Origin of the sequence: Brucella cytisi, from assembly GCF_038433355.1 — a bacterium.
In the GTDB taxonomy this organism is placed as follows: domain Bacteria; phylum Pseudomonadota; class Alphaproteobacteria; order Rhizobiales; family Rhizobiaceae; genus Brucella; species Brucella cytisi.
Genome location: NZ_JBCAUP010000027.1, coordinates 1 through 20,211, shown reverse-complemented (window position 1 = coordinate 20,211; position 20,211 = coordinate 1). Strand labels below are relative to the sequence as shown.

The window sequence follows — 20,211 nt, the reverse complement described above, 5'->3', positions numbered from 1 at the left end:
GAAAAATTTCACAATGGTGAATTGGGAAAGCGTGCGTTACTTTGTGGCTTTGGCCGATACGGGGACTCTGTCCGGTGCCGCCAGATTGCTCAATGTAGAACATGCGACGATTGCGCGACGTGTGGCAGCTCTGGAATCCGAAACCGGTTTGAAACTGGTTGATCGCCGGGGGCGGCGTTTTCTGCTGACGGAAGACGGCGAGCGGATTGCGGCGATTGCGCGCAAGATGCAGGACGAGGCACAAGCCATCAGCCGTTTCGGCGCAGTTCGGGATACGGGCATAAGCGCGACCATCACGCTTACCGCGCCGCCGTCCTATGCGGTTGCAAGACTGGCGAAGCCGCTCGCTGCCGTGTCAGAACAATATCCGGGTATCCATATGCGTGTGATGGGAGAAGCGCGCTTCAGTTCACTGAACCGTAGGGAGGCGGATATAGCTATTCGCCTGACGCGCCCGACAACCGGCGATCTCACCATTCGCAGGCTGGGCGAGGAAGCTTTCCGCCCTTATGCGAGCCGGGATTATCTGGCGCGAACTCCTCCTGAAGAATGGCAGTTCATTGCTTATGATGAAAGTCTGGAAGACGCTCCGCAGCAGGCCCATTTGCTTGCTTTGGCTGGTGCCCGGCCAATCGCCCTGCGCGCCAATACGCTGGAGATGCAGCTCGCTCTTGTAAGAGAGAACGCAGGCATAGCCATGTTGCCTGATTTCATGGCTGAGTCGCAGGAGCAGCTGGTGCCAGCGCTGCCGGATCATGCCCCGCTCATACGCGAGGTGTGGATGGTCGTTCATTCCGATATGAAAACGGTTCCGGCTCTCCGTGCCGTCATGGCCGAGATCGCCAGCGCCCTCAATCATCCCATGCCGATATAATGGCTTTCGCTTTAATAGGCGTGCGGATCAAAGCCGATCCCGAGCAGTTGCTGCAGCAGGACGGTCAGGAACAGTGAGCCAAAGACGATGCAGGCGAAGAATGGTGCCGCATAGGCATGTGGGCGCTGCAGCGCGACAAAAGTCAGCCGGTAGCTCAGCACAATGGATGCGCCGAACATGATGAAGGCAAACAGTGTCGCGATGTCGAACCGTCCGGGAAAGAAGAGCTGTAGCAGTGTAATGGGTGCGAAGACCCACGAAAGCAGTGCGCTGCCCCAGTTGGTGGCAATCACGAAGGCCGCATAACGCTTGGCAATGCCGATCCGCTTGGCGACAAGGCCGATGATGACGAGCGGAATAATCCAGGCCGCTATGTCCACGAAGGCTGCGCGCGTGACGATGGCAAAGCGCAAGCCTGCCTCCTCGCGACCTGCCGTCAGATCCGCGGCATAAGCGACCCAGCTTGCGAAGAGCGGCGGCAGTGCAATCGCTATCGCAAAGAAGGACGACCAGAAGCCCTCGGCGGAAATGTCGAGATAGCCCAGTCCTTCCTTGCGCCCGAGCATCATTTTCCAGACGCCCCAGAAATATCTGAAAATATCGTCCAGGCTTGGCATGAGATTCCCAATTTTTCGCGTAATCCCGGCCGAACAGTCATGCGACTTTCCGGGACTATGCGTTACCCAAAGAAATCGGCGATGAAGCGTTCATAAATCTGTGTCAGGCCTGCGAGGTCGGCAAGGGCCACGCGCTCGTCAACCATATGCATGGTCTGTCCGACAAGGCCGAACTCGACCACCGGACAATAATCCTTGATGAAACGGGCATCGGACGTGCCGCCTGATGTCGACAGTTCCGGGCGTTTGCCCATTACGGCCTCGACGGAAGCCGTCAGCGTGCCGATCAGCTTTTCGTCACGGGTCAGGAACACATGGCTCGGATGCTCGCGCCAGGTGAGTTCGTATTTGATCGGTGTTTCGCGACCCGGCCGCAAGCGATTGTCGCGGGCGGCTTTTTCGAGGCGCGCGATGATTTCGGCCTGCAAGGTCTCTGCCGTCCAGGTGTCGTTGAAGCGGATGTTGAACGAGGCCGTTGCCTTGTTCGCAATCACATTGGTGGCCTTGTTGCCGACGTCGATGCTGGTTACTTCCAGATTGCTGGCCTGGAAATTGGCCGTCCCTTGGTCGAAAGCCGGATGAAGCAGGCTGTCGACCAGCGTGGTAATGCCGCGTACCGGGTTTTCGGCCAGATGCGGATAGGCGGCATGGCCCTGCACGCCATGGACGGTGATCGTGCCGGACAGCGAGCCGCGCCGTCCGATCTTGATCGCATCGCCGAGCGCATTCGGGTTGCTCGGCTCTCCGACGATGGATGCATCCCAGCTTTCGCCGCGCTGCTTCGCCCAGTCGAGAAGCTTGACCGTGCCATTGATGGCCGGGCCTTCTTCGTCGCCGGTGATGAGGAACGAAACGCTGCCCTTGATGCTGCCGTGCTTTTCGATGTGACGGGCAACTGCGGCCACGAAGCAAGCCACACCGCCCTTCATGTCAACCGCACCGCGGCCGTACATCACGCCATCTTCTATGGCGGCAGAGAAGGGCGGGTGCTTCCAGTCGCCCTCATTGCCGGGCGGCACGACATCGGTATGTCCCGCAAACATCAGATGTGGGCCATTGCCCGACTTGCGTGCATAAAGGTTTTCGATGTCGGGCGTGTCTTCATCGTGGAAGACAGGTCGTTCCACCGAAAACCCCATCGGCTTCAACATTGCTTCCAGCGCCGTCAGCGCACCGCCCTCGGCAGGCGTTACGGATGCACAGCGGATGAGGGCGGCAAGGTTATCGGCGGGATTGACGGCTAAGCTCATGAGATCAGGACTTTTTTGAAAAGGGAATCGTCTGACGGCGAGATTATCGCGCATCCCGAAAAGTGCGAAGCGGTTTTCGGACTAAGATGCGCGTTGAAAAAACAGGCCGGAAGCCGGCGGATGAAACAGCAATCCGATGGTTGCGCGCAGGCGGCATCGTTTCGCCTTTCACTTGTTTTTCTCAACCGGTTTCAATTTGGGAACGAAATTTCCTTGACCGGAGGGGTCCTGTCATCGTTAGTTAAAAATAAGTTGATAACGAGACCCGCAAAGGGCCGCTCAACGGGGACTCTTTTTAAATGGGAAACTGCGCATGCGTTTTGTCACTTCTGCGATAGCAGGCATGATGGTGCTCTTCGGGGCGACGACAATACCGGCCAAGGCCGCGCAATGGAGTGAAGCAGGCGGGCTTACAAGCATTCCTTACGGACACAAGGAGTACTGCGATCGTAACAAGCGCGATTGCGGTGCGCATCGCGTATTGCCGCCGATGAAGATGACCCCGCAGCGCGCGAAGCTGCTGCAATCGGTCAGCAGCTCCGTCAATCGCCGCATCAAACCGGTCTCCGATCAGGATAATTATGGCAAGCGCGATTACTGGACCATTCCGGTCAACGGCAAGGGCGATTGCGAAGACTATGTCCTGATGAAGCGGGCCCAGCTGATGGCGCGGGGCATCAGCCCGTCACAGCTTCTCATTACTATGGTACAGGGCAGCGAGCCGCATGTCGTCCTGACCGCCCGCACAGATCATGGCGACTATATCCTCGACAATCTGCGCGACGAGGTGTTGCCGGTCGAGAAAACTTCGTATCGCTATATCAAGATGCAGTCGCCTGCCAATTCCGGTCAGTGGGTTTCCATTGCCGGGCGTTCGGTCGCTGTTGCAAACAACTGATCGGGGTTACAGTGTTCAATCAAAAGCTGGTCCAATTGAATGTCATCAAGCCGCATTTCGATGCGGCTTTTCTTTTGAGCATGGGCTGATTTGACTGGCTGAACGATGCCAGCCGCAAATCAGGGTGTCATTTCGACGAAGCTTGCGTCGTTTGCAAAGGACCGATTTCGCGAAAAATCGCATCATTGTTCACTCTCATTGGACAATATATTGGGACAGACTGTTCGCTCTTTTTGAACAAAAGACACTTTGTAACAGTCGTGTGATTGCTGGTATATCAATTAAATATTTGATTTTGTTATTATTTTATAATTTCAATTATCGTTCTCCAAGAAAATGGCCGCACAAATGTGTGATAAAGGAAACATTTTCGTGACTGGAACTTTTGCCCACTGTTACCCATTTCAGCTGCATCGGAACGACGAACAAACGCCGCTCCACTTTCCAAGGAGATAGGAAAATGAAGAAGATTGTTCTTGCTGCCGCTGCTCTTGCTCTTACCGCTGGTGCCGCTTTTGCAGAAAACCCGCATGTCGGCGAACCTGCCGATCTTTATGCAAATGACCGTACGCCGGTTGCAACGCAGAGCCAGAAGCTCGACTACACGGCTCCTGCCTCGATCAACAAGGCAACGGTTTATCAGGATGGTTCGGCTCACCGCTTCGGTGACGCATCGCCTTCCTCTTACCAGAACTAAAAGTCCGCTCGGACTTTTGGCCTCTCCGGTCCAGACGGACCGGGCATGAATGAAATACCCACATTGCATGTATTCCCGAAGGTGTCGGGGCATTTCCTCCCAGATGTGCCTGGCACCGTAGGGCGGGCCACGAAGGCCCAGCTAACCAAATGTCTCCTCTATGCCTGAGATGCAGTCTCAAGGTTCAGCCGGTTAAGCACCGATGTCGGGGACGCTATGGAGAAAAGGAATAAAGAAATGAAGAAGTTTGCTCTCGCCGCTCTTGCTGTCGCTCTTAGCGCCGGTGCTGCCTATGCCGAAAACCCGTTCGTTGGCCAGCCGCCTGCAATGGCTGCTCAGGACAAGGCTTTCGTTCTTCCTGGCGAAACGCCGGTCGCTTCGACCCGCAGCAACATCGACTATACGGCTCCGGCTGCCATTCGTCAGTCTGCGCCAGTTAATCAGGACGGTTCGGCTCATCGCTTCGGCGACGCTTCCCCGTCCAGCTACCAGAACTAATTCGTTCTGACGGCTGAGCCTGTCGGTCGCCCTGCATCGTCCGTTGCGTTCCTCCCCCTCACGCATGTGACACGCGGGGCAACCGAAGGGCTGCCAAGAAATCTCCCCGGAGGATGGCGTCAGTGTCTCCCCGGACTGCCCGGATCAGAGGCATTGCGCCATCCGAAGGGGCGACCATTAAATGCAAAAAGGCGACGCCAGCAGCGTCGCCTTTTGTTTTTAAGCACGCTCTCAGTCATTGTCGAAACGCGCTATCCATTTGCTTTAAGCATGTCTTTATCCCGAAACCGGTTCCCACTTTCGGGAGACATGCTCTAGTCACGCAGCAATTCGTTGATCGAGGTCTTGGAGCGGGTCTTTTCATCGACACGCTTGACGATCACGGCGCAATAGAGGCTCGGACCCCAGTTTTCGCCGGGAACGTTCTTGCCCGGCATGGTGCCTGCAACGACGACCGAATAGGGCGGCACTTCGCCATAGAAGACTTCGCCGGTTGCGCGATCCACGATCTTGGTCGATTTGCCGATGAAAACACCCATGCCGAGGACCGAGCCTTCGCGCACGATGCAGCCTTCAACGACTTCCGAACGGGCGCCGATGAAACAATTGTCCTCGATGATGGTTGGACCGGCCTGCATCGGCTCCAGAACACCGCCGATGCCGACGCCGCCGGAAAGGTGAACGTTCTTGCCGATCTGTGCGCAGGAGCCGACGGTGGCCCAGGTGTCGACCATGGTGCCCTCATCGACATAGGCGCCGAGATTGACGAAGGATGGCATCAGGATCGCGTTTGGCGCGATATAGGCCGAGTGGCGCACGATGCAGTTCGGTACGGCGCGGAAGCCTGCCTTTTCGAATTCATTGGCTGTCCAGCCGTCGAATTTCGACGGCACCTTGTCCCACCAGGAGGACTGGCCGGGGCCGCCCTTGATGACTTCCATCGGGTTGAGACGGAAGGAGAGCAGAACTGCTTTCTTCAGCCATTGGTTGACTTGCCAGTTGCCGTCCGCCTGTTTTTCTGCGACACGGGCTTCACCGCGGTCGAGCAGAACGAGCGATTGTTCGACGGCTTCGCGCACTTCGCCGCGCGTTGCCGTGTTGATACCGTCGCGCTCGTCAAAAGCCTTGTCGATTGTCTTCTCAAGGGAGGCGAGGTCTGGCTTGGTCATAGGGTGCGATCTCCATGAAGGGGCGGCGGAAGGCAGGCGTGGACAAGTCCGGCCTGTTTGCTGGGAAATTGATTAAGCGAAGGCGCCATGAGGGTCAATGTCGTTCGTGATCCGATTGCAGTGCCACGTTTGAGACAGATTAAGCATTTAGCGCCAGAATGGATGCTGTTATACCAAAACCCGATGAGCTTGACTCATCGAGTTTTGGATAAGCCCGTGCGGCAATTGAGCATTTTCAGGGCGTGATGCGTCAGCATCTCAGCGCCCTGGTATTACGCGTTGAATGGCGATAATGAAGGAGCAGGTGAGAGCATGAACCCGATGGAGAAGTCTGGCTGGACGCCATTCCCGAATTCTGAGGAAGCGGTCAAGCAGGCGCGCACCGTACCGCAGACGCCACAGACCGAAGCCCCTGCTTATCGCCTTGCTTTCACGGACGATGATTTCCTGACGCGGCGCGAACTGCGGCCGATCCGGCTGCAGCTTGAGCTTCTGAAACCTGAAATGATTCTGGCCGACCGGGGTATCAAGTCCACTGTCGTCATGTTTGGTGGTGCGCGCATTCCCGAGCCCGGCGGCGAGGCATGGGCAGCCAAGAACGAGGTTCAGAAGAAGAACCTTGAAGCTAATGCGCATTATTACGAAGAAGCGCGCAAATTTGCGCGGCTTTGCTCCGAATATTCCGCGACGACCTATTATCGCGAATTCATCGTGGTGACGGGCGGTGGTCCCGGCGTCATGGAAGCGGGCAATCGCGGTGCAGCCGATGTCGGTGCGCCGACGATCGGTCTCAATATTGTGCTGCCGCACGAACAGGCGCCCAACGCTTATGTTACGCCTGACCTTTGCTTCAACTTCCATTATTTTGCGATCCGCAAGATGCACTTCCTGATGCGCGCCAAGGCGATCTGCGTGTTCCCCGGCGGCTTTGGAACGATGGACGAGCTTTTCGAGGCGATGACGCTGATCCAGACCAACCGTATGGAGCGCGTGCCGCTGATCCTGTTCGGTAAGGAGTTCTGGACCAAGGCGATCAATATCGAGTTTCTGGCTGAGCAGGGCACGATTTCGCCTGCCGATATCGAACTGCTTAACTTTGTCGAAACCGCCGACGAAGCCTGGGAAGCAGATCAAGGATTTTTACAATCTCTGATTGTGTCCTGAGGGACTGATGGAATCGCGCCCGGTTTTCTTAAGACCGGGCGTTTTCGTTTTCGTCATAGGCACGAGGGCGGTGAACGAGTGTCACCAGCACGACCGAGATAATCATCAGGAGATACCACGAGCCGAGCTTGCTCATTGAAACGAGTTCCCAGCCATTGCGCTGGTTCGGATAAAGCCAGGCCTTCGACCATGTGCCGATGTTCTCGGCAATCCAGATGAAGAGCGAGGTCAGCAGAAAGGCGACCAGCAACGGCATTTTGTGCCGGAAGCGGAAGACGCGGTAATGCATCGTCGTGCGCCAGAAAAGGACGAAGGTCGCAGCAAACAGCAGCCAGCGCATATCCCAGATGAAGTGGTGCGCGAAGAAATTGATATAGATCGCGGCGGCCAGAACAACGGTCATCCAGAGCGGTGGATAGTGGTTCAGCCTTATATCGAAGATGCGATTGATGCGCGCCATGTAGGAGCCGACAGCCGCATACATGAAGCCGGAAAACAGAGGAACGCCGCCAATGCGGAAGAAATTCTCCTCGGGATAGACCCATGAACCGGCATGGGTCTTGAACACTTCCATCGCTGTGCCGACAACATGGAAGATGAGGATGACCTTGGCTTCCTCCCACTCCTCCAGCTTGAAGACCAGCATGGTAAGCTGGATCGCAAGGGCGGACAGGAACAGGAAATCGTAGCGCGTGATAAACCCCGCGCCGCCATCCGGCCAGAACCAGCGGGTGAGGATGATGAGCGCCAGCATGGCGCCCCCGAAAAGGCAGGCCCATGCCTGTTTCAACCCGAAAACCAGAAACTCGATTAGCGCATCGCTGATCCGGTGACGGGGCAGATTGTCGAGAATGCGGTGGGCGGCCTTGTCGATGCGTTTTTCAAGGCCGGTGAAATGCCTATCTTCGTGCAATGATTTCTTCCAGAAACCGGGTCAGATTATCGGTCACATAGTCCACCTGATCGGTGAACTCGGGATCGCTTTCCCATATTTCGGAGAATGTAGGCTCAAAATTGTTCGGCACGACCAGCACCGTTTTCATGCCGAGGGCTTTGGGAACGACCAGATTGCGCGCCAGATCCTCGAACATCACGGCCTTGCCCGCATCGATGCCGAAGGCGCCGAGGAAGCGGTCATAGGTGACCCGTTCAGGCTTCGGTGTCAGGCCAGCTGCGACGATGTCGAAAATATCGTCGAAATCATCGAGAATTCCGAGCTGGCTGGCAGCGCGTTCGGCATGGCCGCGGTCACCATTGGTGAAGATGAAACGACGGCCCGGCAGTGCCTTGATCGCCCGTCCCAACGCCGGATCGGGCGTCAGCCAGGAATAGTCGATATCATGGACTTGCCTCAGAAAATCGTCCGGATCGATCTGATGGCACTCCATCAGACCTTTCAGCGTGGTGCCATATTCCAGATAGAACTGCTTCTGAATCTTGCGCGCTTCGTCACGCGGCAGCTTCAGCAAAGTCTCGACATAGCTCGTCATCTTCACGTCGATCTGCGAGAACAGATTGGCGGCGTGCGGGTAGAGCGTGTTGTCGAGGTCGAACACCCAGTCAGTGACATGGGCGAAGGCAGCTCTGTCCGGAATATCGGTCATGGTCGATCCTTAAGGCACGATCAAGGTGCCGGCACCATGTTCGGTGAAAAGCTCCAGCAGCACGGAATGCGGGGTCTTGCCATTCAGAATGACAACGCCTTCGACGCCCCGGCGGATTGCTTCGATGCAGGTTTCCACCTTGGGGATCATGCCGCCGGAAATGGTGCCGTCCTTGATGAGCGCCTGCGCATCGGCAACGGACAGTTCCTTGATGAGGTTCTTGTCCTTGTCCAGCACGCCCGGAACATCGGTCAGGAACAGGAGGCGCGTTGCGGCGAGCGCACCGGCAATCGCGCCTGCAAACGTGTCGGCGTTGATATTGTAGGTATGGCCGTCGCGACCCGGTGCGACCGGTGCAATGACCGGGATCATTTCGGAGCGCGCCAGAAGATCGAGCAGGGTGCGGTCGACTTCCGCCGGCTCACCGACGAAGCCGAGGTCCAGCACTTTCTCGATATTGGAATCGGGATCGATGACGGTCTTGTGCGCCTTCTGCGCAAAGACCATGTTGCCGTCCTTGCCGCAAAGACCGATTGCCCATTCGCCTTCGGCATTGATGAGGGCGACGATTTCCTTGTTGATGGAACCGGCCAGAACCATTTCCACCACTTCGACGGTCTTTTCGTCGGTGACGCGCAAGCCGCCTTCGAAGCGGGATTCGATACCGAGCTTGGTCAGCATGGCCTGAATCTGCGGGCCGCCGCCATGCACGACAATCGGATTGATGCCCGATTGCTTCAGAAGCGCGATATCGCGCGCGAAGGCCTTGCCCAGTTCCGGATTGCCCATGGCGTGGCCGCCATATTTCACAACGACATGCTTGTTCTCGTAGCGCTGCATATAGGGCAGGGCCGCGGATAGGAGTTGCGCTTGCATTTCGGGATTTTCAAGTGTCGTCATCGCGGGCTCCATGGCTGGCGACAGGGCAAAAAGAGGCAGGCTTTTCTAGACCGGATTTATCGCAATTGGAATCCGCAGATGCTTATTTTTCACTTACCGGGTCGCGATTATTTGAATTTGCGGCCCGAAACCTGCCCAACAAAAAGCTGGTCTGCGCTCTATGCAGGTTTTTACCCGGAATGATTTTCAGAGACCGCATCATGCGCAAAATATTCCTCACTGTTCTTGCCTGCCTGCTTGGCACATCAACATCCTATGCTGCGCCTGCAGCAACGACTGAAACGATCATCCTCATCCGGCATGGAGAAAAGCCCAAAGGTGGCATGGGACAGCTCAGCTGTCGTGGGCTCAATCGTTCCTTGAAACTGCCTGCCGTCATTGCAAAAGATTTCGGCAAGCCCGATGCCATTTTCGCGCCCGATCCTGCCAAGGAAAAGAAGGATAGTGGCATTTCCTATGCCTATAACCGACCGCTGGCGACGGTGGAGCCGACCGCCATCCGTTTTCAGATGCCGGTCGATACGCGCTTCGGCTATGACGAGATCGGCAAATTGCAGGCGGTACTTGGGCAGCCGCAATACAGCAATGCGACGATACTGGTCGGCTGGGAACACAAGCAGCTCTACAAGCTGGCCAGAAATCTGCTCAAGGACAATGGCGGAGATAAAGCTGCGGTGCCGAAATGGCGCGGCAATGATTTCGACAGCATCTATGTGCTGCGTATCAAGCGCGGCGAGGGGCATGTAAGCGCTCGTTTCGAGCGCCTCAATCAAGGGCTGGACGGGCAGCCGGAAAGCTGCCCGAGCTAGAGCATGTCCCCAAAAGTGGGAACCGGTTTTGGGATTAGGACATGCGTGAGAATAGATAGTATCAGGCTTCCTTGATAAGCAATGCGATTGCTGCACGCAGCTCGTCGAGGCCTTCGCCTTTTTCCGACGAGGTCGCGATGATGCCCGGAAAGCAGGCGGCGCGCTTGTAGGTAAGCTTGTGCGTTTCTTCCAGAAGGCGCGGTACGCCTGCGGGCTTGATCTTGTCGATCTTGGTGAGCACGATCTGGTAGGAGACGGCCGCCTTATCAAGAAGATCGAGCACTTCCGCGTCGTTCTTCTTGATGCCATGGCGGGCATCGATCAGCACATAGACACGTTTCAGCGTGGTGCGTCCGCGCAGATAATCGAACACAAGGCGCGTCCAGGCATCGACCTGTGCTTTCGGTGCTTCGGCGAAACCGTAGCCCGGCATGTCGACCAGTGCGAGCGGTGGCAGATCGCCGTTTTCGCCGGAATAGCCGTCCGGCACGAAATAGTTCAGTTCCTGCGTGCGGCCCGGCGTATTGGATGTACGCGCAAGGCCCTTCTTGTTGACGAGCGCGTTGATCAGTGACGACTTGCCAACATTGGAGCGGCCTGCGAAAGCGATTTCGACCGGACCTTCCGGCGGCAGGAATTTCATCGACGGCACGCCACGGATGAAGATCCACGATTTCTTGAAAAGCAGGCGTCCTTCCTCGATGAGTGCCGCCTGGACTTCCCGGACCGCATCCGCCGCTGCCTGAGCGGCCCTGATCGCCGCCTGCTTCTTATCCTGCTGGTTCAATGGTTCTGTCCCGGTCGGTATGTTCTCTTGTGTACACGCATCAATGTTATGAGCCGTATTGTCAACATGAAGGCAAAAAAACCCCGCCGAAGCGGGGTTCTTTCAAGTCTATTTCTTCGCCTCTTTCGGCTTTCGCTTGAAGAGGCCCTTGAGATTGTCGAAGAGCTCGATCTTCACGCCCTGGCGCTTCATGATGATGCCCTGCTGCGTAATGGAGAGCAGGTTGTTCCATGCCCAGTAGATCACGAGACCAGCCGGGAACGAAGCCAGCATGAAGGTGAAGATCACTGGCATCCAGGTGAAGATGGCAGCCTGTGTCGGATCCGGAGGCGTCGGGTTCATGCGCATCTGCAGGAACATGGTAATGCCCATCAGGAGCGGCCAGACGCCGATCATCAGGAAGTGCGGCACGCCGAAAGGCAAGAGGCCGAACAGGTTGAAGAGCGAGGTCGGATCGGGCGCTGCAAGATCCTGAATCCAGCCGAAGAACGGCGCATGGCGCATTTCGATGGTAACATAGAGCACCTTGTAGAGTGCGAAGAACACCGGAATCTGCACCAGCACCGGCCAGCAACCGGCGAGAGGATTGATCTTCTCTTCCTTGTAGAGCCGCATCATTTCCTGCTGCTGCTTCATCTTGTCATCCGCATATTTCTCGCGAATTTCAGTGAGCTTCGGCTGCACCAGCTTCATGCGTGCCATCGACTTGTACGACTTGTTGGCAAGCGGGAAGAACAGGCCCTTGAGGAGAACGGTGACGACCAGGATGGCGACGCCGAAATTGCCCGAGAACTTGTAGATCCAGTCGATGAGGTAGAACATCGGCTTGGTGATGAAGTAGAACCAGCCCCAGTCGATCAGCAGTTCGAACTGCTTGATACCGAGCTTTTCTTCATAGGCCTTGATGTTGGAAACGACTTTCGCACCGGCGAAGACGTGGTTCTTCAGCGTCTGTGCCTGGCCGGGTGCAATGGTCATCGGCGCGCCGAGGAAGTCGGTCTGGTAGCGCGGGCGATCATTGGTGAAATGCGAGAAGCGACCGGTGAACTTTTCGTCCTGCGGCGGAACGAGCGTTGCCGCCCAGTACTTGTCGGTGATGCCGAGCCAGCCACCGCTCACGTCCTTGAACGAGATGTCCTTGTCGTCCTCGACCTTGGAATACTTGATTTCCTGCAGGCCGTCCTGACCCATGACGCCGATCAGGCCTTCATGAAGCACATAGGTGGCGCTGGCATGTTCCGGCTGGTTGAAACGGGTCACGCGGCCATAGGAGGCCAGCGAGATCGGCGCGCCGGTATTGTTGGTGATCGTGTCTTCAACAGCGAACATATAGGCGTCGTCGACCGAAATGACGCGCTTGAAGGTGATGTTCTTCTCGTTGGTATAGGTCAGCGTGACCGGCGTGGATGGCGTCAGCTTGTTGTTGCCTTCCACGGTCCAGACCGTGTTCGGACCCGGAACCGGGCCGGTCGTGTCGTTGCCGGTGAAGCCGAGTTCGACGAAATAGCCCTGCTTCAGCGCCGAGGGTGCGAGCAGTTCGATCTGAGGCGAATTATCATCGACGGTCTCGTGATATCTCTTCAGGAAGAGATCATCGAGGCGCGCGCCGGTCAGGTTGATCGAACCGCGCAGCGAAGGCGTATCGATTTCGACGCGCTGCGTCTGGGCAACGGCTGCCTCGCGGGTCAGCGTGCCGCCAGCGGCTGCAACATCGCTATGGCCGGGAATATTTCCGGACGTGGCGGGCATCTGCGGCGTGTCGCCACTTTGCGCCTGTTGTTGCGTCGCCTGTTGTTTCTGCTGCTGCTGCTCCTCAATGCGTGCCTGCTCCCGCTGGGCTTCCGTTTTCGGACCCAGATAAAACACTTGCCACAGCGTTAGCACGAGGATGGACAGGGCAATGGTGATGAAGAAATTACGATTATTTTCCATTGACGGGTCCTGATTCCGGTCTTTCCGTTCGGCGTTTCCCATCGCCCCGCCGTTCACCCTTCGCCTTGATGCGGCGGGAGAGTTCTTCGGTCAGTCGCGAAAAGGGCGCAGTGAGGGCTTGCTCGCGCGCTACGATCACATAGTCGGTCGAAGGCGCCATGTCACGCCCTGCGTGACAACGAACCGCTTCTCTCAGCCTGCGGCGGATGCGGTTTCGTATCACGGCGTTGCCGTTTTTCTTCGTTACGGTGAAACCTGCACGGGGTTTTTCGCCGATTTTGGCGGTTTGCGATTCTTCTTCGGTCCGCTCGCGGACTTCGAGAAGAAACAGTGGACCACGTCGCTTTTCACCATTCCTCAAAGCCAAAAACTCCGCTCTCTTGCGAAGGCGGAGTATTTGTTTCGGCTTGTTCATTTCTTTATTCACCGCGCTGCAGCGCGGGAAAAGATTAAGCGGAAAGCCGCTTACGGCCGCGCGAACGGCGAGCGGTGAGAACCTTGCGGCCGCCGGTGGTTGCCATGCGTGCACGGAAACCGTGACGACGCTTGCGGACGATCTTGGATGGCTGGTAAGTGCGCTTCATTTATTTAATACCGCGGTGTGCGGCCCTTCTTGATTCTGTTTTTCCGTTGAACACGATCTTGTCCGAAAACTGTTTTCCACTTTTCGGGATCACGCTCTATTGAACAGGAGCTGGTTCTTGTCCCTTGCGACGGACAGCACAAAACCATCCGTAAAACCGCGCGGGCGAACGTGACGCGGCTTATAGGGGGAGGGGGGCAAAGAGTCAATGGTGACGGGCGCTAAAGCTTGTCTCCCAAAAGTGGGAGCCGCCTTCGCGGGTAAATCAGTCCACTGGACTGATTTCTGATCCCGCTACGATGGGAAAAAGACATGCTTGATATGATCACAGCTGTGCTTCAATCGCTGCCTTATCGATGACTGACCAGACTTTCCTTATGAGCGTATTCTCGAATTCATAGAAGACATTCTCTGCAAACCGGACCCGTTTGCCGTTGACCGGGAGGCCGAACAGTAGCCCCTTCGGCGTGCAGTCGAACTGAAGCCGGCTGGCAATATAGGGCGGCTCGCTGACAAGCAATTCTATGTTGAAGCGCAGGTCGGGAATCGCCTCGAAATCCTGTTCCAGCATCGTGCGATAGCCGCCAAGTCCCAAAGGTCTGCCATTGTGAATGGCCTCCTCGTGCACATAAAGTCCGAGGTCGTCCCAGTCCTGCCGGTTCAGGCATGCAATATAGTCGCGATAAATCTCGGCGAGTGGTTCCGACATGGCTGTCCTCCTCTTCGGAGCGGTTCCAGTTGGAGCGGTGTCGCTGGAACTGCTCCAAGTATTTGTTTCGTCGCATTATCCTCACGCAAAACCGCTTCGCACTTTTGCTGGAAATGTTCTTTTTACTGAAATTGCATCATTCGGACCGGCATTGGCATTGCCAAAGCAGACTAGGGCTTTAATAAGGATGCGCAACATTTTCACATGCGGGACTGGTCCCGCAGAAGAGCATTATTGAGAGGAGTTCACCATGAGCATCCGTCGCATTGGAGTCGGCCCGCGCATGAGCCAGGCCGTAATTCACGGCAACACTGTTTATCTCGCCGGTCAGGTGGGAAATCCGGGCGCCAGCGTTACCGAACAGACCAAGGCCGTTCTGGCCGAGGTGGACCGCCTTCTCAAGGAAGTGGGCTCCGACAAGACCAAGATCCTTCAGGCCATCATCTGGCTCGCCGATATGAAGGATTTTGGCGAAATGAACGCTGTCTGGGATGCATGGGTCGATCCGGCTCACACGCCTGCCCGCGCCACCGGCGAAGCAGCGTTGGCAACGCCAGACTACAAGGTTGAAGTCATCATCACCGCTGCGGTGTAATTTCTTCAAATCGATGCGAACCCCGTCGAAGCTTCGGTTTCGGCGGGTTTTTTTATTCGCGGATACGTTGCGAAAAGCCGTCGCGTCCACCCGCGAGCGCTCTTGCGTCGATTGACGCGCGTTGGCGCGCTTCCTCCAGCGTGCCGCCATTCTCGATCCAGCCGTGATCGTACAGATAACCGGGCAGGTAGCCTGACAGGAGGATGCGGTAGTCGAACGGGAAGGTCGGGTCCAGCACCCGCGCCATGTGGAAGATGATCGTGGTGCAGTTCGCGGTCAGCGTATTATAGAATTTCGGCTGCTCTGCCAGCTCATTGCCAAGCTCGACATAGGACAGGAAAAGTTCGCGCGCGCCCACCGGCGGCAGCTTCACGCGGTAGCGATAGACGTTTTCCTTGCGGACATTGGTGCGCAGATAAATGATGTCCTGCTCTTCGGCGGCAATCATCGCCAGCTCATATTTGCGGAAGAAACCGGCGATGGGCGAATAGACTTCATGGTGTTCGCGGCGGATTTCGCCGGAAAAGACCACATGACGGCCATCCTCGAAGCCGAATGACAGAAGCGTATGGGCGATTGCCGGGCCCGACCAATAGGACAGATAAACGTCCACCGTCGCAATTTTGCTGAGGTCGTAGGTTTCCTCTTTCCAGTTGGGCGTAAAATCTTCTGTCGTTCGCCAGGTGAAATCGCGGACATTGGAAAGGGTGACGATGTCGCCATTGATTTTTCCCGTCACCGTGCGGGCGACGTCGGGCACCCATATGCGGTTGAGGGATGGGCGGACTGTGGACCATGCCCCCAGCATCACCAGCGCCAGAAGGCAGAAGACCAGTCGCCTGCGCCAGCAGCTGTAATGTCTTTCGCCTGCAATCACGCCCAGAGTGATCAGAAGCCAGACGGCGATGATCGATCCGCGCATGGCATCGCCGAAGGGCAACTGGAACCACATGGCAAAGCTGGCCCATATCGCAAAGATAAGGACGAATAAAATGAAGACGAACTTGCCTGCGATGCGGACGGGAGCCGATTTCAGGAGAGATGACATATGCATTCCGTATTCGTCGGTTGCCGCTGCCAGGAATTATTCTGTGTGCGGAAATCGGCGGGATACTGACATAATTTGCATCCCTATGTCATGGGGTAACGGTTAGAATAGTAAATTTAAGTTTCTACATTAGAAACCGTAGAAAGTTATTGGTGTATCAGGGCTTATTTCTTTACTGCCATTGCTTCGCCGCGCGGGCGGGAAACAGGCTTGCGGTTGCGGGCGTGCGGACGCACCAGACGCCATAGAAGCAGTGCGCTGACGATCCCGGCATAGATGACCGGTTCGGCGGGCCAGCTTTTCACCGACATGATGAAATGGATCGCGCCCCCACCGATTGCGACATAGACCAGCTTGTGCAGGCTGTTCCAGCGGCGGCCGAGCTTGCGGATCGACCAGTTGTTGGAGGTCAGCGCCAGCGGCACCAGCAGGACCAGACTGATCATGCCGATGGTGATGAAAGGCCGTCGCAGGATATCGGTGACGATGGCGGAAATGTTCAGGCCCTGATCCAGCACCATATAGGTGGCGAAGTGCATCAGCGCATAATAGAAGGCGAGCAGGCCGAGCGTCCGACGGTAGCGCAGAAAAGCCATGCCTGTCAGGTCGCGGATCGGCGTTACCATGAGGGTCAGAATGAGAAAGCGCAGAGCCCACAGGCCAAGCGTGTGTTCGAAAGTCTTGACCGGATCGGCACCAAGGTTGCCGCTTGCGCCCAGATAGAACGTCCAGACTGCCGGAACGAAACCGACCGCATAAAGCAGCCAGATCTTCCATTCACCGGGACGAGCTGTCTTCTTTTTGCCTGTCTGGGCCGCTGCTGCCATGTCAGTAATTCACCTTCAGGTCCATGCCCGCATAAAGCGAGGCGACTTCCTCGCCATAACCGTTGAACGGCAAGGTGGGGCGGCGGCCCGAACCCAAAAAACCGCCTTCGCCAATACGCCGCTCGGTCGCCTGGCTCCAGCGCGGATGATCGACCTCCGGATTCACATTGGCATAGAAGCCATATTCGTTGGCGGCCTGCTGCTGCCATGAGGTTGGTGGCTGCTTTTCGACAAAGCTGATCTTCGTGATCGCCTTGATTCCCTTGAAACCGTATTTCCAGGGCACCACGAGCCGGATCGGCGCGCCGTTCGCATTGGGCAATGTCTCGCCGTAAAGGCCGACCGAAAGGATCGTCAGCGGATGATTGGCTTCGTCGAGACGCAGGCCTTCGATATAGGGCCAGTCGAGAACCTGAAAGAGGCCGGTCTGGCCCGGCATTTCTTCTGGTCGCACCACGCCGGTAAAGGCGATGTATTTGGCGGAACCAAGCGGCTCCACCTGCGACAGAAGGCTTGCGAGCGGAAACCCGATCCACGGAATGACCATCGACCATGCTTCGACGCAGCGCATCCGATAGATGCGTTCTTCAAGCGGCATCCTGGCAATCAGTTCCTGAATGTCGAATTCCTTCGGCTGTTTCACGAGGCCATCGACGGTCAGCTTCCAGGGCAGCGGCTTGTAGCTGCCGGAATTGGCAGAAGGGTCGCTCTTGTCGGTGCCGAATTCATAGAAATTATTGTAGGTCGTGACAGCATCCTGCGGTGTCAGCTTTTCATCGACTTTATAGGCGGAAGCCTTCGCCTTGAGCGGTTCGGCGAAGGCGGTTGGTGCAACACCAGCCGCGGCCAGCGCACCCGCGCCGACCATGAAGTTGCGACGGTTCAGATAGAGGCTCTTGGGCGTCACCGTATCATAAGTGAGACGGGCGGATGAAAAACGCCCGGGTTTGAAGTTGCTCATAGTCTCTCCCACTTCCAAAACGATTGGCCTGCTGTTGCAGATACGATCCCACGTAAAGGCGTCAAAAGCATGGATAATTTGCGAACACGATGTTGTTCACGCATTGTTGAGATCGCGTGAAGGCGTAACAGAATTGTAACACAATGTAACTTTTCGTGCATTCTGCCATATTCTCGCTAAAACTCTGCTGTTAACGGCATTACATTAGCGCATCCTGAAAGCGCTTCCTGCAAAAGCATGGGCGATTTCGGAGAGATGTGTCGGGTCATGTGATTATCGCCGGCAGGGGTGGGGACGCACCCGGGAAGAGCTGCCTTCAAACCTTCGTTAACGTCTCATTGGCTATATTGAGATCATGGTAAAGAAGATGTTTATTGCCGCTTTGGCGGCAGCTGCATTCACGGTGGCGGCCGGCTCGGCTCTAGCCGAAGGACAGCCCGTTTCGACGAACGGTCAGGGCAAGGTTCTGAGCGCTATTGCTGCATCGATGAAAGAAGAGCAGGGCGCTCCCAAGCTGGGTGAAGGCGTGACAATGCGCGAGAAGAAGATGGATACGGAAACGACCCCGGAACAGAATTTTTCGCGCAGCAAGCAGTTCATTCATCGCTTCTACAAACCGGAAAATGCTTCGAATGAACTGGTGATCCTGCTGCACGGTTCGGGCGGTAATGAAACCAGCCTTGTGCCGCTGGCTTCCAAGATCTGGCCGCGCGCCACACTGCTCGGCATTCGCGGTCGCGTGATGCAAGATGGCGGTACACGCTGGTACAAGCGCATCTCGCCGGTCAAGTTCGACCAGAAGGACGTGAAGCTCGAAGCCAATGCATTCGTGACCTTTTTGACGCGTCTGGCCGATGACAAGGACCTCGACCTCACCCACGCAACTTTCGTGGGCTATTCGAACGGCGCCAATCTTCTGGCTGCAACCATGATGCTGCACCCCGATCTGGTGAAGCGCGCCATTCTGATGCGCTCGATGCCGGTTCTGGATAACGCCCCTGTCGCCAATCTGAGCAAAGCGCGCGTTCTGACCATCACAGGCGAAGAGGACAAGCTCTACTCACCGTTTGCGCCAGCGCTTTCCGCACTTCTGCGCTCCGGTGGCGCCCGCGTCGATGCCCGCACCATCGATGCGGATCATATGCTGGGTGAAAAGGATATCGCCGCCATCACTCAATGGGTGGCATCGCTCGGACCAGATGGTGCGCCTGCAGTTGCAAGACGCGGACAATAATATCGACCTGATTGAAGCCCGGTCAGTTTCCCTGATCGGGCTTCGCGATCATGCATCTGCGCGGTAGCGAAAGTGACCGGTAATGGGAAACTCAAACAGCCGGTCTTCAATCCGGGTTCCCGCACCAATATTGTGAACAACCAACAGACGTGTGCCCTCGGCATTATAGCGCTGTGTAACGATGGCTATATGCGGCAGGTTTCCCGGAAGCATCTGCGCGACGAGATCGCCGGGACGATAATCCTCAGCAACTTTTGTAACCGGTAAGGCCGCTTTGCTCCTGTTGAAAAATACGGCAAGGTTCGGCACGCGACGGTGGTCGATATTCGGGTCGGGGCGCTTCAGGCCCCAGTTTCTCGGATATTGCGTGAAAGCTTTCCGCATATCGTTGTGGACCAAGGCCTGCAGGTCCGCATTCAACCCCTGCCGATAGGCGCGGATGATGACATCGGTGCAGACTCCTCGATCGAGAGGAACGTCCCCGCCGGGATATTTCAGCTGCGTATAGGAGGGGTCATAGTGAGCCGTCGTTCCCACCTGGCTTTCCGCTGCCGCAATCAGCTTTTGCGCCCACGGTTCGACCTCAGCCGCAGGGGCGGTTGCGAAAGTCTTTTCAACGAGCAGATTTGTCGAGAAGACTGCCGATACTCCGCCGAGGACAATAGAACGACGTGAAAGCATACTGAAATTCTCTTCCTCCTGCATGAACAGGATAAAACCGCTGAAGATCGATTACGATTGTTGGTCCGGTGTTGGTATGGTCTATTAGCAACTCTAGATTTAGAGCGTTTCACCTTTTAACGGAACCATATCCGGCGTTTTCCAAATAGTTTTGGCATTCGGCGGGCTGGATGGTTTCGACCAGCCTGCCGATATGACGCCATGTGTCTTCGATGGTGCGCTTTTGTGCATTTCTCATCCAATGCTTGATCTTGGAAAAGGCTTGTTCGATCGGATTGAGGTCCGGCGAATAGGGTGGCAGGAACCAGAGGCGCGCACCGGCGGCTTTGATCAATTGACGGATGGTTGCCGACTTATGGCTGCCGAGATTGTCC

The 20,211-nt window shown here is 56.4% G+C and carries 23 protein-coding genes and 1 pseudogene; 8 read left to right on the top strand and 16 right to left on the bottom strand.

Features of this window, described 5'->3' with window-relative positions:
* The first annotated feature begins 13 nt into the window (after positions 1 to 13).
* Entirely contained in the window at positions 14 to 874 is an 861-nt protein-coding gene (locus AAE521_RS21415; RefSeq protein WP_071632566.1) for a LysR family transcriptional regulator, read from the top strand.
* 11 nt (positions 875 to 885) lie between these two features.
* Here the strand turns inward: AAE521_RS21415 and AAE521_RS21410 are convergent, their stop codons facing one another.
* Both AAE521_RS21410 and dapE read right to left on the bottom strand, forming a co-directional pair.
* On the bottom strand, positions 886 to 1,491 hold the full coding sequence (locus tag AAE521_RS21410; RefSeq protein ID WP_071632567.1) for a hypothetical protein: 606 nt from the start codon (positions 1,489 to 1,491) through the stop codon (positions 886 to 888).
* 62 nt (positions 1,492 to 1,553) lie between these two features.
* Positions 1,554 to 2,741 (bottom strand): succinyl-diaminopimelate desuccinylase, encoded by a 1,188-nt coding sequence (dapE, locus tag AAE521_RS21405; protein WP_342062396.1) that lies wholly within the window; start codon positions 2,739 to 2,741, stop codon positions 1,554 to 1,556.
* Positions 2,742 to 3,087: 346 nt separating this feature from the next.
* On the opposite strand from dapE, the gene AAE521_RS21400 reads away from it, so the two are divergent.
* The 3 genes from AAE521_RS21400 (at position 3,088) to AAE521_RS21390 (ending at position 4,834) form a co-directional block, all read left to right on the top strand.
* On the top strand, positions 3,088 to 3,639 hold the full coding sequence (locus AAE521_RS21400; RefSeq protein WP_010659419.1) for a transglutaminase-like cysteine peptidase: 552 nt from the start codon (positions 3,088 to 3,090) through the stop codon (positions 3,637 to 3,639).
* A gap of 460 nt (positions 3,640 to 4,099) precedes the next feature.
* Entirely contained in the window at positions 4,100 to 4,336 is a 237-nt protein-coding gene (locus AAE521_RS21395) for a hypothetical protein (protein ID WP_010659420.1), read from the top strand.
* A gap of 237 nt (positions 4,337 to 4,573) precedes the next feature.
* Positions 4,574 to 4,834: a hypothetical protein gene (locus AAE521_RS21390; RefSeq protein WP_010659421.1), complete on the top strand. Its 261-nt coding sequence runs from the start codon at positions 4,574 to 4,576 to the stop codon at positions 4,832 to 4,834.
* A 314-nt stretch (positions 4,835 to 5,148) separates the two neighbouring features.
* On the opposite strand, the gene dapD is transcribed toward AAE521_RS21390, so the two are convergent.
* Positions 5,149 to 6,003: a 2,3,4,5-tetrahydropyridine-2,6-dicarboxylate N-succinyltransferase gene (gene dapD, locus AAE521_RS21385; RefSeq protein ID WP_010659422.1), complete on the bottom strand. Its 855-nt coding sequence runs from the start codon at positions 6,001 to 6,003 to the stop codon at positions 5,149 to 5,151.
* Positions 6,004 to 6,315: 312 nt separating this feature from the next.
* On the opposite strand from dapD, the pseudogene AAE521_RS21380 reads away from it, so the two are divergent.
* A pseudogene (locus AAE521_RS21380) lies at positions 6,316 to 7,156 on the top strand (LOG family protein).
* A 39-nt stretch (positions 7,157 to 7,195) separates the two neighbouring features.
* Here the strand turns inward: AAE521_RS21380 and AAE521_RS21375 are convergent.
* Genes AAE521_RS21375 through argB form a run of 3 tightly spaced genes read right to left on the bottom strand, consistent with a single transcriptional unit; the run spans position 7,196 to position 9,671 of the window.
* On the bottom strand, positions 7,196 to 8,080 hold the full coding sequence (locus tag AAE521_RS21375) for a DUF817 domain-containing protein (protein ID WP_071632569.1): 885 nt from the start codon (positions 8,078 to 8,080) through the stop codon (positions 7,196 to 7,198).
* Positions 8,067 to 8,771 carry a pyrimidine 5'-nucleotidase gene (locus AAE521_RS21370; protein ID WP_071632570.1) on the bottom strand — a complete coding sequence of 235 codons (705 nt, stop codon included), beginning with the start codon at positions 8,769 to 8,771 and terminating at the stop codon, positions 8,067 to 8,069. Before AAE521_RS21370 ends, AAE521_RS21375 begins: the two co-directional genes overlap by 14 nt.
* Before the next feature lie 9 nt (positions 8,772 to 8,780).
* Positions 8,781 to 9,671: an acetylglutamate kinase gene (gene argB / locus AAE521_RS21365; protein ID WP_010659426.1), complete on the bottom strand. Its 891-nt coding sequence runs from the start codon at positions 9,669 to 9,671 to the stop codon at positions 8,781 to 8,783.
* Between the two features lie 200 nt (positions 9,672 to 9,871).
* On the opposite strand from argB, the gene AAE521_RS21360 reads away from it, so the two are divergent.
* The gene (locus tag AAE521_RS21360; RefSeq protein ID WP_342062394.1) at positions 9,872 to 10,480 is read left to right on the top strand and encodes a hypothetical protein; all 609 of its coding nucleotides are present in this window, start codon (positions 9,872 to 9,874) and stop codon (positions 10,478 to 10,480) included.
* A gap of 61 nt (positions 10,481 to 10,541) precedes the next feature.
* Here the strand turns inward: AAE521_RS21360 and yihA are convergent, their stop codons facing one another.
* The 5 genes from yihA to AAE521_RS21335 all read right to left on the bottom strand — a co-directional run bounded on the left by yihA (position 10,542) and on the right by AAE521_RS21335 (position 14,491).
* Entirely contained in the window at positions 10,542 to 11,183 is a 642-nt protein-coding gene (yihA, locus tag AAE521_RS21355; RefSeq protein ID WP_374865206.1) for a ribosome biogenesis GTP-binding protein YihA/YsxC, read from the bottom strand.
* Positions 11,184 to 11,375: 192 nt separating this feature from the next.
* On the bottom strand, positions 11,376 to 13,199 hold the full coding sequence (yidC, locus tag AAE521_RS21350) for a membrane protein insertase YidC (RefSeq protein WP_010659429.1): 1,824 nt from the start codon (positions 13,197 to 13,199) through the stop codon (positions 11,376 to 11,378).
* Positions 13,189 to 13,614: a ribonuclease P protein component gene (gene rnpA / locus AAE521_RS21345; RefSeq protein ID WP_010659430.1), complete on the bottom strand. Its 426-nt coding sequence runs from the start codon at positions 13,612 to 13,614 to the stop codon at positions 13,189 to 13,191. The genes yidC and rnpA overlap by 11 nt, the downstream gene beginning before the upstream one ends.
* Positions 13,615 to 13,648: 34 nt before the next feature.
* Positions 13,649 to 13,783, bottom strand: coding sequence for a 50S ribosomal protein L34 (rpmH, locus tag AAE521_RS21340; RefSeq protein WP_010659431.1), 135 nt, complete (start codon positions 13,781 to 13,783; stop codon positions 13,649 to 13,651).
* 324 nt (positions 13,784 to 14,107) lie between these two features.
* Positions 14,108 to 14,491 carry an ester cyclase gene (locus AAE521_RS21335; protein WP_012091447.1) on the bottom strand — a complete coding sequence of 128 codons (384 nt, stop codon included), beginning with the start codon at positions 14,489 to 14,491 and terminating at the stop codon, positions 14,108 to 14,110.
* Positions 14,492 to 14,741: 250 nt separating this feature from the next.
* Between AAE521_RS21335 and AAE521_RS21330 the strand changes: the two genes are divergently transcribed.
* The gene (locus AAE521_RS21330; RefSeq protein WP_071632572.1) at positions 14,742 to 15,086 is read left to right on the top strand and encodes a RidA family protein; all 345 of its coding nucleotides are present in this window, start codon (positions 14,742 to 14,744) and stop codon (positions 15,084 to 15,086) included.
* A 52-nt stretch (positions 15,087 to 15,138) separates the two neighbouring features.
* Here the strand turns inward: AAE521_RS21330 and AAE521_RS21325 are convergent, their stop codons facing one another.
* From AAE521_RS21325 to msrP, 3 genes are all read right to left on the bottom strand, one after another.
* Positions 15,139 to 16,134, bottom strand: coding sequence for an Lnb N-terminal periplasmic domain-containing protein (locus tag AAE521_RS21325; RefSeq protein ID WP_342062393.1), 996 nt, complete (start codon positions 16,132 to 16,134; stop codon positions 15,139 to 15,141).
* A 164-nt stretch (positions 16,135 to 16,298) separates the two neighbouring features.
* Complete coding sequence (msrQ, locus tag AAE521_RS21320; protein ID WP_342062392.1) at positions 16,299 to 16,961, bottom strand: protein-methionine-sulfoxide reductase heme-binding subunit MsrQ; 663 nt, start codon at positions 16,959 to 16,961, stop codon at positions 16,299 to 16,301.
* A 1-nt stretch (position 16,962) separates the two neighbouring features.
* Positions 16,963 to 17,922 (bottom strand): protein-methionine-sulfoxide reductase catalytic subunit MsrP, encoded by a 960-nt coding sequence (gene msrP / locus AAE521_RS21315; RefSeq protein ID WP_342062391.1) that lies wholly within the window; start codon positions 17,920 to 17,922, stop codon positions 16,963 to 16,965.
* 355 nt (positions 17,923 to 18,277) lie between these two features.
* Between msrP and AAE521_RS21310 the strand changes: the two genes are divergently transcribed.
* On the top strand, positions 18,278 to 19,156 hold the full coding sequence (locus AAE521_RS21310) for an alpha/beta hydrolase (RefSeq protein ID WP_010659437.1): 879 nt from the start codon (positions 18,278 to 18,280) through the stop codon (positions 19,154 to 19,156).
* 48 nt (positions 19,157 to 19,204) lie between these two features.
* On the opposite strand, the gene AAE521_RS21305 is transcribed toward AAE521_RS21310, so the two are convergent.
* Together AAE521_RS21305 and AAE521_RS21300 are read right to left on the bottom strand one after the other, a co-directional pair.
* Entirely contained in the window at positions 19,205 to 19,837 is a 633-nt protein-coding gene (locus AAE521_RS21305) for a DUF1287 domain-containing protein (RefSeq protein WP_342062390.1), read from the bottom strand.
* Between the two features lie 109 nt (positions 19,838 to 19,946).
* Positions 19,947 to 20,211, bottom strand: a 265-nt coding sequence (locus tag AAE521_RS21300; RefSeq protein WP_342061607.1) for a transposase, incomplete at its 5' end; no start/stop codon positions are given.

Bases quoted from the DNA above. Each gene is read 5' to 3' on its own strand.
- AAE521_RS21415 (WP_071632566.1), top strand. From the start codon at position 14: ATGGTGAATTGGGAAAGCGTGCGTTACTTTGTGGCTTTGGCCGATACG.
- AAE521_RS21410 (WP_071632567.1), bottom strand. From the start codon at position 1,491: ATGCCAAGCCTGGACGATATTTTCAGATATTTCTGGGGCGTCTGGAAA.
- dapE (WP_342062396.1), bottom strand. From the start codon at position 2,741: ATGAGCTTAGCCGTCAATCCCGCCGATAACCTTGCCGCCCTCATCCGC.
- AAE521_RS21400 (WP_010659419.1), top strand. From the start codon at position 3,088: ATGGTGCTCTTCGGGGCGACGACAATACCGGCCAAGGCCGCGCAATGG.
- AAE521_RS21395 (WP_010659420.1), top strand. From the start codon at position 4,100: ATGAAGAAGATTGTTCTTGCTGCCGCTGCTCTTGCTCTTACCGCTGGT.
- AAE521_RS21390 (WP_010659421.1), top strand. From the start codon at position 4,574: ATGAAGAAGTTTGCTCTCGCCGCTCTTGCTGTCGCTCTTAGCGCCGGT.
- dapD (WP_010659422.1), bottom strand. From the start codon at position 6,003: ATGACCAAGCCAGACCTCGCCTCCCTTGAGAAGACAATCGACAAGGCT.
- AAE521_RS21370 (WP_071632570.1), bottom strand. From the start codon at position 8,771: ATGACCGATATTCCGGACAGAGCTGCCTTCGCCCATGTCACTGACTGG.
- argB (WP_010659426.1), bottom strand. From the start codon at position 9,671: ATGACGACACTTGAAAATCCCGAAATGCAAGCGCAACTCCTATCCGCG.
- AAE521_RS21360 (WP_342062394.1), top strand. From the start codon at position 9,872: ATGCGCAAAATATTCCTCACTGTTCTTGCCTGCCTGCTTGGCACATCA.
- yidC (WP_010659429.1), bottom strand. From the start codon at position 13,199: ATGGAAAATAATCGTAATTTCTTCATCACCATTGCCCTGTCCATCCTC.
- rnpA (WP_010659430.1), bottom strand. From the start codon at position 13,614: ATGAACAAGCCGAAACAAATACTCCGCCTTCGCAAGAGAGCGGAGTTT.
- rpmH (WP_010659431.1), bottom strand. From the start codon at position 13,783: ATGAAGCGCACTTACCAGCCATCCAAGATCGTCCGCAAGCGTCGTCAC.
- AAE521_RS21335 (WP_012091447.1), bottom strand. From the start codon at position 14,491: ATGTCGGAACCACTCGCCGAGATTTATCGCGACTATATTGCATGCCTG.
- AAE521_RS21330 (WP_071632572.1), top strand. From the start codon at position 14,742: ATGAGCATCCGTCGCATTGGAGTCGGCCCGCGCATGAGCCAGGCCGTA.
- AAE521_RS21325 (WP_342062393.1), bottom strand. From the start codon at position 16,134: ATGTCATCTCTCCTGAAATCGGCTCCCGTCCGCATCGCAGGCAAGTTC.
- msrQ (WP_342062392.1), bottom strand. From the start codon at position 16,961: ATGGCAGCAGCGGCCCAGACAGGCAAAAAGAAGACAGCTCGTCCCGGT.
- msrP (WP_342062391.1), bottom strand. From the start codon at position 17,922: ATGAGCAACTTCAAACCCGGGCGTTTTTCATCCGCCCGTCTCACTTAT.
- AAE521_RS21310 (WP_010659437.1), top strand. From the start codon at position 18,278: ATGGTAAAGAAGATGTTTATTGCCGCTTTGGCGGCAGCTGCATTCACG.
- AAE521_RS21305 (WP_342062390.1), bottom strand. From the start codon at position 19,837: ATGCTTTCACGTCGTTCTATTGTCCTCGGCGGAGTATCGGCAGTCTTC.